Genomic DNA, 13,032 nt, shown 5'->3' on the forward strand with positions numbered 1-13,032 from the left:
CCGATAACCTACTTAGAAAATAGTAAGCTATCGACTTTATACACGTTTTTCATTGAATTATAATTCTATAATCTTCCGTAACCTAAGAAATGTTTTTGGTTGTAAGAGCTATTTACGCTACCATAAGTAACACCTGTTGACTCATCAGCAGCATGAATCATTTGACCGCCACCAATGTAAATTCCAACGTGAGATACGCCCGCTCTATATGTGCCTTGTAAGAAGATAAGGTCTCCTGGTTTCGCTTCAGATGGGCTAATTTTTTGTACAGAACTCCATAGACTTCTAGTATCTTGACGACCTAAACCGTAAACGTAAGAGATTAAACCACTGCAGTCAAAACCACCGTTTGAAATTGACGCACTACCCCATACGTATTTTAGACCTACTAAACCTTTAGCTTTTTCAACAACATCTTGTCTTCCGCCACCATCATTTGTTACTACTGGTGTTGGTTTTTTCGCTTCTTCTTTTTTAGGTTCTTCTTTTTTAGACTCTTCTTTTGGAGCTTGTACAGCATTATTTGCTGGAGCTGCTGGTTGAGCTTGCGTTTGTGCTGGTTGAGCCGCCGCTGGTTGCTGTGCTGGCTGAGCTTGCGCGTCTTTAGCGGCTTGCTCTGCTTGCTTTTGAGCAGCAGCTTCTTGTGCAGCTTTTTCTTGCGCTTCTTTTTCAGCAATTTGTTGTAATTTTAATGCCTGTTGTTCAAGCTCTTTTAATTGGCTTTCCGTACTTGTCATTGTAGTTACAACTGTTTCCATTTTACCGCTTAAATCATTTACTGCAGTTTCTTTTTTCGCTTTTTCAGCGTCAAGATCTTTCTTAGCAGTTTCAATTTGAGCTTGTGCTTCTTTTAATTCTTTTTGTTTCTCTTTTACCGTTGCAACATCTTTTTTCACACTAGCTTGATCTTCTTGTTGTGTTTTCATGATATCTTCATCAGACTCAAGAATTTTAGAAACAGAAGTTAAACGATCAACTAAATCTGCAATGTTTTTAGAGTTTACAAGAACTTCTGTTACAACGTTCGTATTTGGTTGTTCTTGGAGTGCCACTAAACGCTTTCTTAATAGCTCTTCACGTTTTGCAATCTTTGTTTGTAATTCTGCAATATCTTTATTTTTCTTTTCAATTAATTGCTCAGTATCAGCAACTTTTTTCGTTGTTTCATCAAGCTTTGCAGCATTCTCTTGAACAGATTTATCTAAACCTTGAATTGTTTTGTTTAAGTCATTCATTTGTTTTTGTAATTCATCACGTTCTTGTTGTTGTTTATGTAAAGTGTCATTTTGTGTGTTAATTTGTGATTTCACGTCAGAAATTTTATCTTCTGCAAATACATTTGGTGTTAGCCCAGAAAACATTAATCCTGCAACTAATGCACAAGATGCCATTTTTAGCTTTTTCATTTTATTTTTTACACCGCTTTCTTTTTTCTTTTTCCGTATATAACCTATAAAATTTATACCATAATTCGGGATTTTTTTTGCTAATGTTACGTTTTTGTAAAACAAATGTAATATTATATGTAGCTCTAGCGCAAAATGCGTATATTTTTGTATGTATGTGTAGAAATTTATATACTTTTCTCACTTCTATAAACAAAGAAAAAACGTAAGGAATCCCTTACGTTTTATTAAATATACGAATACGAATACAAATGAAATACTACTTCATCCATTTCTCAGCCCAATTTTGGACCTCATCCATAACACTTTCTAACGCTTTTCCCTTGTCAGTTAAGCCATACTCGATTCGAACTGGTACTTCTGGATAGACATTACGAACTACAATGCCCTCGCTTTCCAATTCCTTTAAACGCTCTGACAACATACGATCGCTCATATTTGGGATAATATCTGCGATTTCTCTAAAACGTTTCGACTCTTCAAGCAAAGATTTAATAATTAAGCCAGTCCACTTCTTACTAAGCAGAGTAAAAGCTGACTCAAACTTTGGACATAAACAAGAATTATGCTCCATATGTTTCACCTCTCTTCTATTATAATATAGTTTCTTGTAAAAAGTAAGTTATAAAACTTTCCTCATTATTTTATTTTACGTACATTTTACCATTTCCAAATATTAACTTGTCAACTAAACGTAACATACCCGTAAAAAAACCCTCTTAAAAAGAGAGCTTTTTATATCTTTATTACTTCGTATACCATCCAAGACCTAATGCACCTTCACCTAAGTGTGTACCAATTACAGCTCCAAAATAACCTGTACGAATTGTGACGTGAGGATATTTTGCTTCTAATTCTTTCTTCCATTCATTCGCTTCCTCTTCACGTTGCGCATGAATGATAACTGCTTCCATAGGTACACCTTTACTTGCTTGCTCATCAAAAATTTCAATGATACGTTTTAATGCTTTTTTACGTGTACGAATCTTTTCAAACGGAATAATGATTTTATCTCTAAAATATAAAACTGGCTTCACTTGTAACAGACTGCCGATGAAAGCTTGCGCGCTATTCAATCGACCACCACGCTGTAAATGATGTAAATCATCAACTACAAAATAGGCGTCCATCGTTTTCTTCATTTCATCAAAACGAGCGATAATTTCTTTTGGGTTCTTTCCTTCACTTGCTAACTTTGCACCTTCACGCACATAAAATCCTTGTACTTCACAACTAATTTCAGAGTCATACGTGTATACATCAATACCCTCTACCATTTGTCCAGCTGTCGTTGATGTTTGATATGTACCACTAATTCCACTTGATAGGTGAATACTAATAACTGCATCATAATCTTTAGCTAGTTCTTCATATAGCTCAACAAACTTTCCGATTGCTGGTTGAGAAGTTTTTGGAAGTTCCTCTTGTTCACGTACTTTCACATAAAAATCATCTGCTGAAATTTCAGCTTCTTCTTGATAAGATTCTGTTCCAAACACAACGTTTAATGGAATCATATATATATTGAGTTCATCACGAATTTGCTTCGGTATATATGCCGTACTATCAGTAACAATAGCTATTTTCATTTTCGTACCTGCCTTATAAAAAGTTTTATTTCCTAATTTTACACGAAAACTACAAATGGTGCATCCATACATGAAAATGCCGGTTGAAATTATACCTACCATCTCGACAAATTACAACAAAAAGATAAAATACTCACCAAAAACTTCAGCATATTTAGAAAAAATGTTTGAATATAAAAAGGCTCGCTTTTAAAATGGAAAGTACTAGTCATTTTGATAGATAGGGGCGTACACAAGTGCTATTACAATATTTAACAATCAAAGACTACGGCGAACACGAAATCGTCATTCAAAAATCAAGATTTATTTGTTATATTAGCCGAGCAACGACTGAGGAAGAGGCTCAAGAATTTATACAAAAAATAAAAAAACAACATTGGAATGCAACACATAATTGTTCCGCTTATTTAATTGGCGAACAAGATCATATTCAAAAAGCAAATGATGACGGCGAGCCTAGCGGTACAGCTGGCGTACCAATGCTGGAAGTACTAAAAAAACGTGGACTAAAAGATACCGTTGTTGTCGTAACACGCTATTTTGGTGGCATTAAACTTGGTGCAGGTGGATTAATTCGTGCATATGGAAAGTGTACAAGCGAAGGCATTAATCATGTCGGTGTTGTCCAGCGAAAACTAATGCGTGTGATGCAAACCGAGATTGATTACACATTACTTGGCAAAGTGGAAAATGAATTACGCAATTCAAAATATGCCATTAAAGATATTCATTATCTAGAAAATGTCACATTTGATACGTATGTAGAAGAAGACGGCAAACAAGCATTTACAGATTGGATGATTGAATTAACAAACGGGAAATGTACAATTACAGAAGGAGATATGTTGTACTTAGAACAAGATGTTATCTAAGCATAACCCATTTATCACCTTCAAAGATTAATGTAGTGAATTACTTCCCTACAAATGAACTAACGAACTAAGGAGATTATATATGGAAGAACGTTATTATCATCTCCAAAATAGCAGAATAAAAAAGAAGCGAAGAAGGAAACTTTTCTTCTTCCTTATTTTCGCATTTTTATTTGGCAGCATAGGAGTTTATGTGTTAAATTCTTACTCTTCTCTTATGGGGATGTATAGTGGTTTTACTCGTGAAAAATCAGATTTAAGAAACAAAGATGTAGAAATTACAAAAGAACCTTTTACAATTCTCATTATGGGTATAGAAGATTATGCGACAGATGGTCAAAATGGTCGTACAGACTCATTAATGTTTGCAACAGTCAATCCAAAAACGCAAAAGATTTCACTTATGAGTATTCCTCGTGATTCTCGAGTTAAAATTGTTGGCAAAAATAAGGAAGACAAAATTAACGCTGCCCATGCTTACGGTGGAGAAGAAATGGCAATCAAAACTGTCGAAGGCTTTCTAAAAGTTCCTGTAGACCATTATCTGAAAATTGATTTCCAAGGCTTTAAAGGTATCGTTGATGCTGTTGGCGGCGTTACCGTTGACGTACCCTTCGATTTCTGGGAGCGCTCTGACGTGGATTACTACAAAAAAATTCAATTTAAGCAAGGACAGCAAAACTTAAACGGTGAAGAAGCACTTGCTTACGTCCGTATGCGAAAGCAAGATCCAAATGGCGATTATGGTCGAGCTGCTAGACAAAGACAATTACTGGCCGCTGTTGCTCATAAACTAAACTCCACCTCTACTGTATTTAAAATTAAAGATTTAACAGCTGTCGTTGGAAAATATATAAAAACCGACATTCCTATTTCAGACGGACTTGCTCTTTACAATAAACTTTCTGGATTTGATCCTTCTACAATGCAAACGTTAAAGCTTGAAGGCGAAGACAAAAAGATAGGCGGTATTTATTACTTCCTTCCAGATCCAATCAGTGTAGAAACGGTGCGTAACGAAATTGAAAAAGAATTAGGAGAAAAAGCAAAAAATCCAACTACAAAAAACAACTCAAATCCTGATTCAAGTTCTAACTCTAACGAACAAACAAAAAAAGAGACAAACCAAAATAAAACACCAACTGATCCGCCACCTTCTACAAATGCTCATGCAGAGTGGATTATGCGCAATCAGCCGTAAAAAAAAAGGCCCAATCTATCCGATTGGGCCCTTTTTATTTACTTATTAAAGTGTTGTAAAATCGCTTCTACAATACGCTCTGATGCACGACCATCACCGTAAGGGTTAGATGCTTTCGCCATCTTATCATGAGCTTCTTTATCTGATAACAACTCATCAGCAAGACCAAAGATTGTCTCTTCGTCTGTTCCTGCTAATTTCAGCGTACCTGCTTCAATACCTTCAGGGCGCTCTGTTGTATCACGAAGAACAAGAACTGGTACCCCAAGTGATGGAGCTTCTTCTTGTACACCACCAGAATCCGTTAACATTAAGTATGAACGAGCTGCAACATTGTGGAAATCAATTACATCTAGCGGCTCAATTAAATGAATACGGTTATGTTCACCTAAAATTTCATTTGCTATTTCACGAACAACAGGGTTCATATGAACAGGGTACACAACTTGTACATCTTCATGCTTATCAACAAGACGCTTAATTGCACGGAACATATTACGCATCGGTTCACCTAAGTTTTCACGACGGTGAGCTGTCATAAGTACAAGACGATCATTCCCAAGTTTCTCTAGTACAGGATGACTATATGTTTCTTTTACAGTCGTTTGTAGCGCGTCAATCGCTGTATTTCCTGTAATGAAAATACGTGACTCATCTTTATTTTCCTTCTGTAAGTTCGTTGCTGATTTTGCTGTTGGTGAGAAATGAAGATCCGCCATTACACCTGTTAATTGACGATTCATCTCTTCTGGGTATGGAGAATACTTATCCCACGTACGAAGGCCCGCCTCAACATGACCTACTGGAATTTGATTATAAAAAGCAGCTAAGCTTGCAATAAATGTTGTTGTTGTATCACCATGTACAAGTATAATATCCGGCTTCGCTTCTTTCATTACTTTATCCAAACCTTCTAAACCACGCGTTGTAACATCAATTAAAGTTTGGCGGTCTTTCATGATATTTAAATCGAAATCTGGCGTAATTCCAAAGATACTTAATACTTGATCTAACATTTGGCGATGCTGTGCTGTTACAGTCACAATCGATTCAATTTTTTCTGGGTGTTTTTGCAACTCTAATACAAGAGGTGCCATTTTAATTGCTTCTGGACGTGTCCCGAAAATTGTCATTACTTTTAAACGTTCAGTCATGTGATTGCCTCTTTTCTTTCACTAATTACAGCTTCTATTATGACATATAAAAATATGCATGAGTACATCCCTTTTTAACGCATAACAGAAACTTTTCTATTACAAATACTTTTTCTTCCTACCGAGTAATAATCTATCTTTTGTTTCTTAACATCTTCATCAGTATAACAATTTCTCCCATCAAATAAAATAGGCTCCCTCATAAGTTGTACGTACTTTTCTAACGGATAAGTTTGAATATCTTCCCATTCTGTTACGATAAAAACCGCACTCGCATCTCTAATTGATTCATCTATACATCTACTATATTGTATAGCATCTCCAAATATATTTTTTACATATTGAATTGCTTTTGGGTCGTAAAGAACAATTTCTGCACCTATATTAAGTAATGCTTCTATTATAATAAGAGATGATGCCTCTCTAATATCATCCGTATTCGGTTTAAAGGATGCGCCAAGAACTGCAATCCGCTTTTTACTCATGTTCATAACTTTTTTCGCTTTTTCAATCAATAGCAGCTGTTGCTTATTATTTACTTCAATAACCGCTTTTAACAAACGAAAATCATGAGCAACATTTCCCGCAATTTGCACCAACGCTTTCGTATCTTTCGGAAAACACGACCCTCCGTAGCCAATGCCCGCATTTAAAAAAGATGCACCAATTCTCTTATCCATTCCCATCCCTTTGGCAACATCCAATACATTCGCGCCTACCTTCTCACATATATTTGAAATTTCATTAATGAAACTAATCTTTGTAGCTAAAAAGGCATTCGACGCGTATTTAATCATCTCTGCACTTTTAATATCTGTAACATACATTTCTAAACATAATTCACTATACAAACTCTCTACTCTTCTTGCTACTTCCTCACTATCCGCTCCAATTACAATACGATCTCCATGAAAGAAATCATAAATACCTGAACCTTCACGCAAAAACTCTGGATTCGATACGATATGTACTGTATGCCTCCCTTTTAATTTCTCCTCAATCCATCCCTTCATTACATCATTTGTACCTACTGGAACTGTACTTTTCGTAACAACAATAATATCGTTCGTCACATATAATCCAATATCGTTACAAGCACTCTGAATATACGTTAAGTCTGCCGTCCCATCTAATAAAGGTGGTGTTCCAACTGCAATAAATATAAACTCTACATCATCAAATGCCTCTTCTTTATTTGATGTAAAAGTTAAAGCATTATTCTCATATGCATAATTTATTAATTCATGTAATCTAACCTCATAAATAGGTAAATCCCCTTGTTTTATCCGTTCAATTTTTTCATTATCTATATCAAAACATATAACTGAATGCCCCAATTTTGCCAATCCTACTCCTGTAATCAACCCAACATACCCAGTACCTACTATCGTAATTTTCATTTCTTTTTCGCACAGGAATTTACAATAGAAAAGATATGAAAATTAGAATTCTCCCTGCGCTTCCCCCTCTCACGTTAAAAATGAGAAAACCCTTTTCCTTTTTCATTATATGAATTACTTCTCTTATTTTTTTTAAAGTTTTTGTAAAATTAAATGCACTATAAAGTAAAACTTAATCAGTAAGAATGAGGCTGCCAGTTTACGCGTAATAAATTCCCACATTTTAACACGAGACTTACTCATTTCTACGTGCAACACTTATAATACTGAAATAAAAGTATTCACTATCGAAGAAAAAGAGAAAATGTCACATTCCGAAGTCCAGTACGATTAACCTTCTTATATGATTCAACATTCTATATACAATTGTCATATATTCTATTCGCTTCCATTAACCGTAAAAAGAAAAAAAGATTGAATTCTAATCTTTTTGTGATACCATATGTTATGAGCCTGTAAATAAACATCATAATTTTCAGATAAATATATTTTCAAAAAAAAAAAATTACGTTAGACTATAAAGGGTGGGGTATTAATGGACTCACAAGTGATTTATGCCATTTTGGCATCTTTCATCACTGTACTCGTCGTTACTCCTTTAGTTATTAAATTAGCTTTTAAAATAGGAGCGACAGATAAGCCAAACGCACGTAAAGTGCACCAAAAGATTATGCCACGTCTTGGCGGGTTAGCAATATTTATTGGTGTAGCTGTAGGATTTGTTGTCGGCGGCTTATATGAGCAAAGAATGTTATCGATAACGCTAGGTGCGATTATCATTGTAATCATCGGAATTTTAGATGATATGTACGAGTTATCTGCGAGAGTAAAATTCGGTGGACAACTGTTAGTTGCCATTATGATTGTAAAAAGTGGATTATTAGTGCAAGTATTATATATCCCATTCCTTGGGGATACTGAACTTGGATGGCTTGCTTATCCAATTACAGTATTTTGGCTTGTAGGTATTACAAATGCAATCAACTTAATTGACGGCTTAGATGGATTATCTGCTGGGATTTCATCTATCGTACTTGCAACGCTAGCATATATGGCCTTCACTAGCCCATGGGGTACTGGAACAGCTATTATATTGCCACTCGCATTAATTATATTAGCAAGTACAATTGGATTTTTATTCTACAACTTCCATCCAGCAAAAATTTTCATGGGAGATACAGGAGCACTATTTTTAGGATACTGTATTTCTGTTATATCGTTACTTGGATTATACAAAAGTGTAACGTTATTCAGTTTTATCGTTCCAATTATCATTTTAGGTGTACCTATATTTGATACGATCTTTGCAATCATCCGTCGTATCGTAAATAAAAAACCTATTTCAGCACCAGATAAATCTCATTTACATCACCGCTTACTTGCAATGGGATTCTCTCATCGCAAAACGGTACTAATTATATACGCATTCGGTATTTTCTTTAGTGTAAATGCCATTATTTTCACTAGTGCAACGTTATGGCTATCCATTATTCTTCTTTTCGCTTTGATTTTCTTCACAGAAATCATCGCTGAAATAATCGGGCTTGTACATGAACGCTACAAACCAATCATTTCCTTTTATAAAAAAGTGAAAAAACGAGAAGACTAATTGTAGTATAGCCTTTTCAATTATGAAATATTCAAATAGCATCCTCTTTCTTATAAGAGGGTGCTATTTTTTATTCTCATTTTATATTTCCAAAATATAGATTGTTTGAGAGTTCCTCTATTGGAGAAAGATATACATAATAAGAAAAGTATCAAGTTTTCTTTTTTACATCTTGATTGTCAAACTGAGGGTGAATGTTATGATCAAGCGAGTATTTCAATGTATTATTTTATTTTTAACGATTACTATGTACGTATCATCTAATACTGAAGCAACAACTGTTATTCCTGCTGAATATCATCCAAATACTGAAACAACTTCTCCTACACAAAAAATTGCGTACTTAACATTTGATGACGGGCCAAACAAATATACTACACAAATTTTAAACATCTTAAAAGAAAAGAACGGAAAAGCAACTTTCTTTGTTATTGGTGGAAAAGTACCACATTATAAAAAGACAATGCAACGATTAATTAAAGACGGACATTATATCGGACTTCACAGTATGTCACACGATGTAAAACGCCTTTACACTGGTGACCCTTCCACTTTAATTGCAGAAATGGAGCAAACACAAAGCATTGTCCAGCAAGTTACGAAATTAAATACACATCTCGTTCGCGTTCCATATGGTAGTATGCCTTACTTAAAAAAGAATTACCGTGACGCACTTGTATCGGCCCAGTATAAAATGTGGGATTGGACGATCGATACATACGACTGGAAAAGCTATGACAATCCTTCTGCCATACTCGAAAGAGTACGTAATCAAAGTGATGAACAAGTCGAAGTCATTTTAATGCATGATTCGAGTGTAACCGTACAAATACTGCCAAAAGTAATTGATTATTTACAGTCACAAGGATACAAACTTCTTCCCTATAATCCTTCTTCTCATCTCAAGGTAAATTTTTGGAAAGACACAAGATTGTAACAGCTTTAGTGCCTATGTGCTAAAGCTGTTTTATTTTTCTCTTCCCACCCTTCCCATTTTTGTGTAAAATTTTAAATAGTGATGAAGTTTCGAGGTGAATAGAAATGAAACGAATAGATCTCATTTTTAACGCAATACAAAAAGGTAATTATACAGAAGGTGTAACCGCATCAGAACTCGCTACATTTCTGCAACTAGATCGCGCCAATGTAAGTAGCGATTTAAACAAACTTGTAAAAGATAAACGTTTATTAAAAACAAATACGCGACCTGTTCGTTTTTACATAGAAACGAACACTTCGTTGGAAACGCATTCAAAAGACATAACTTCATTGGATACATTTGCAATTGAAAATACGAGCCTTAAAATTGCAATTGAAAAAGCGAAAGCTTCTATTCTCTATCCTCCAAACGGTATGCATACTTTACTACTGGGAGAAACAGGGGTCGGAAAGTCTATGTTTGCTTCTTTAATGCACGAATATGCAATTGAAGTTGAACAGCTTCCCAAAGATGCACCATTTATCGTCTTTAACTGTGCTGATTATGCAAATAATCCACAGTTACTACTCGGGCAATTATTTGGGATTAAAAAAGGAGCTTATACAGGAGCAAGTGATCAAAAAGGGTTAATTGAAAAAGCACATGAAGGAATTCTTTTCTTAGATGAAGTACATCGCCTGCCTCCAGAGGGACAAGAAATGCTTTTCACCTTTATTGACCGCGGAGTATACCGCCGCCTTGGAGAAACAGAGAACGAACGTAAAGCACAAGTATTAATCATTACTGCAACAACAGAAGAACCAAATTCATTTTTATTAAAAACATTTACAAGACGTATACCGATGACTGTTACGCTGCCACCACTTCGTGAGCGTACACATAAAGAGCGCTTTGCTTTACTACAGCTATTTTTCACAAATGAAGCAATTCGTCTGCGAAAAGACATTCACGTTAGCCCAAATGCAATGCGTGCTTTCGTCTTTTACAATTGTCCCAATAACATCGGTCAATTAAAAACAGATGTTCAAATTGCCTGTGCGAAAGCCTATTCTGATTTGGTCACAAAGAAACGTGATTCTGTCTATGTTTCAAGTACAGATTTACCTTGGTATATGAAAGAAGGGTTGTTCATTGAAAGGAAGAGCCGTCACTTATACCAAATACCAAATGAAACATTTGTATTTACAGGTGAGGAAGGTTGGAGTAATCATAAAACAGAAGATGAAAAACGCTCTTCTATTTACGATTATATTGACTATAAATACGAAGAACTTCAAGCACGTGGTATTGAAGAGGAAGAATTAGAATTACTAATAGAAAATGATGTTCAAAGCTTTTTCGTACAATATTTTAACCAAATATCCAAAAAAACAAGCCATGAAAATGTTTTTAAAATTGTGGATCGTAATATCGTTTCCGTATGTGAAAAAATAGCGGAACTTGCTGAAAAGCATTTATCTAAGACGTTTGATGAAAAAGTATTTCTTGCTTTAAGTTTACATGTACAGACAACTCTACAACGTTTACAAAGCGGAAAACAAATACATCACCCACAATTAAATCAAATTCGTACGAAATATAAAGAAGCTTTTTCCGTAGCTATGCAATGCATTCAACTACTGGAGGAAGAATTACAAATAACAATGCCTATTGATGAAGCTGGCTTTTTAACAATGTTCTTCGTTGTTGATCCAATTCCTGCCTCACAAACAGAAGTAAAAGTATTAATATTAGCACACGGTAATGGCATCGCAACTGAAATGGCAAACGTTGCAAACGAACTTCTCGGTATTGAGGAAGTAACCGGTATTGATATGCCGTTACACGAATCACCGAAAGATTTCTTGGAACGTGTGAAAGTGTATATGAAAACACTACAAAATGTAAATGGGCTTCTCTTACTTGTCGATATGGGGTCACTTGCTTATATCGGTGACATATTAGAAACGGAGTTCAAAATCCCTGTACGTGTTCTCTCGATGACGAGCACACCACATGCACTAGAAGCAGCTCGAAAAGCTCAGCTCGGTTATTCATTAGATGCGCTGTATGAAACAGTAAAAAATTTAACACCGTTTTACTTAAACGTACAAGAAGAAAAGAAAAAACCTCTCTCTCCAATGAAATCTGTTATTTTAACAGCTTGTTTAACTGGTGAAGGAAGTGCTTTAGCTATTCAAAAAATGTTAGAGAACTATTTACGATTTGATAAAGACTTAATTGAAATTATTCCGATTAGTATCGTCCATGAAAAAGATTTAACGAAAATGATCGAGAACATAAAAAAAGAGCGTAATATCATTTGTATCGTCACGAATTTCGATGTGCAAGTGCCGTGCTTAACATATCATTTCCAAGACATCGTAAACTACACAGCGATTCAGCCCATTCAAGAATTAATTACGTATGAAGAAACATATGCAAAAATGGCGGATATTCTTGAACAACAAATGCAGCGTAACGATGGGGCATTACTTATTAAAACAATTCGTTACGCATTAAATACAATTCAAGAATTAATTTCCTTACAGCTAACTCCTGATAGCTTAATGGGGGTTATTCTGCATATGAGCTGTATGGTTGACCGTCTTCAAAAAGGAGAAAGCCTTCTTCCTCACCCTGATAAAGAGAAAAGAAGACAAGATGAATACTGGATGTATATGAAAGTAAAAAAAGCATTGCAACCGATTGAAAATACATTTGAAATACAAATACCTGATGACGAAGTATTTTACGTTATGGACTTCTTTATTAAAAATCAGCCTGTTAAAAATTAATTGAGGCCGTTTTTAAAAATATCGACCGTAACGTGAGTTATATCGGCGCAACTCAGATTATATCAGCGATTTTCAAAACATATC

The 13,032-nt window shown here is 35.1% G+C and carries 10 protein-coding genes; 5 read left to right on the plus strand and 5 right to left on the minus strand.

The features are described 5' to 3' along the window. Positions 1 to 65: 65 nt before the first annotated feature. From ACTFR3_RS17945 to ACTFR3_RS17955, 3 genes are all read right to left on the minus strand, one after another. The gene (locus ACTFR3_RS17945) at positions 66 to 1,511 is read right to left on the minus strand and encodes a C40 family peptidase (protein ID WP_000499477.1); all 1,446 of its coding nucleotides are present in this window, start codon (positions 1,509 to 1,511) and stop codon (positions 66 to 68) included. A gap of 154 nt (positions 1,512 to 1,665) precedes the next feature. Beyond that, positions 1,666 to 1,980, minus strand: a complete 315-nt coding sequence (locus ACTFR3_RS17950) for a winged helix-turn-helix transcriptional regulator (RefSeq protein WP_000400857.1) — start codon at positions 1,978 to 1,980, stop codon at positions 1,666 to 1,668. Positions 1,981 to 2,152: 172 nt separating this feature from the next. Next, a complete protein-coding gene (locus ACTFR3_RS17955) occupies positions 2,153 to 2,995 on the minus strand; it encodes a DegV family protein (RefSeq protein ID WP_000684725.1) in 843 nt (280 codons plus the stop codon). A 236-nt stretch (positions 2,996 to 3,231) separates the two neighbouring features. Here ACTFR3_RS17955 and ACTFR3_RS17960 point away from each other — a divergent pair, with 236 nt between their 5' ends. Together ACTFR3_RS17960 and ACTFR3_RS17965 are read left to right on the plus strand one after the other, a co-directional pair. Next, positions 3,232 to 3,867: a YigZ family protein gene (locus ACTFR3_RS17960; RefSeq protein ID WP_000926669.1), complete on the plus strand. Its 636-nt coding sequence runs from the start codon at positions 3,232 to 3,234 to the stop codon at positions 3,865 to 3,867. An 82-nt stretch (positions 3,868 to 3,949) separates the two neighbouring features. After that, positions 3,950 to 5,068: an LCP family protein gene (locus tag ACTFR3_RS17965; RefSeq protein ID WP_000392799.1), complete on the plus strand. Its 1,119-nt coding sequence runs from the start codon at positions 3,950 to 3,952 to the stop codon at positions 5,066 to 5,068. A 38-nt stretch (positions 5,069 to 5,106) separates the two neighbouring features. On the opposite strand, the gene wecB is transcribed toward ACTFR3_RS17965, so the two are convergent. Together wecB and ACTFR3_RS17975 are read right to left on the minus strand one after the other, a co-directional pair. Then, entirely contained in the window at positions 5,107 to 6,222 is a 1,116-nt protein-coding gene (gene wecB / locus ACTFR3_RS17970; RefSeq protein ID WP_440044633.1) for a non-hydrolyzing UDP-N-acetylglucosamine 2-epimerase, read from the minus strand. Positions 6,223 to 6,296: 74 nt separating this feature from the next. Beyond that, positions 6,297 to 7,622 carry a UDP-glucose dehydrogenase family protein gene (locus ACTFR3_RS17975; RefSeq protein WP_440044634.1) on the minus strand — a complete coding sequence of 442 codons (1,326 nt, stop codon included), beginning with the start codon at positions 7,620 to 7,622 and terminating at the stop codon, positions 6,297 to 6,299. Positions 7,623 to 8,157: 535 nt separating this feature from the next. Here ACTFR3_RS17975 and ACTFR3_RS17980 point away from each other — a divergent pair. The 3 genes from ACTFR3_RS17980 to ACTFR3_RS17990 all read left to right on the plus strand — a co-directional run bounded on the left by ACTFR3_RS17980 (position 8,158) and on the right by ACTFR3_RS17990 (position 12,948). Further along, positions 8,158 to 9,231, plus strand: a complete 1,074-nt coding sequence (locus ACTFR3_RS17980) for a glycosyltransferase family 4 protein (protein ID WP_000378319.1) — start codon at positions 8,158 to 8,160, stop codon at positions 9,229 to 9,231. Positions 9,232 to 9,430: 199 nt separating this feature from the next. Further along, complete coding sequence (locus tag ACTFR3_RS17985; RefSeq protein WP_000597149.1) at positions 9,431 to 10,168, plus strand: polysaccharide deacetylase family protein; 738 nt, start codon at positions 9,431 to 9,433, stop codon at positions 10,166 to 10,168. A gap of 104 nt (positions 10,169 to 10,272) precedes the next feature. Further along, entirely contained in the window at positions 10,273 to 12,948 is a 2,676-nt protein-coding gene (locus tag ACTFR3_RS17990) for a PRD domain-containing protein (RefSeq protein ID WP_000820967.1), read from the plus strand. Positions 12,949 to 13,032 lie beyond the last annotated feature (84 nt).

It is taken from the genome of Bacillus cereus group sp. MYBK14-1, from assembly GCF_051916885.1.
Classification (GTDB): domain Bacteria; phylum Bacillota; class Bacilli; order Bacillales; family Bacillaceae_G; genus Bacillus_A; species Bacillus_A cereus.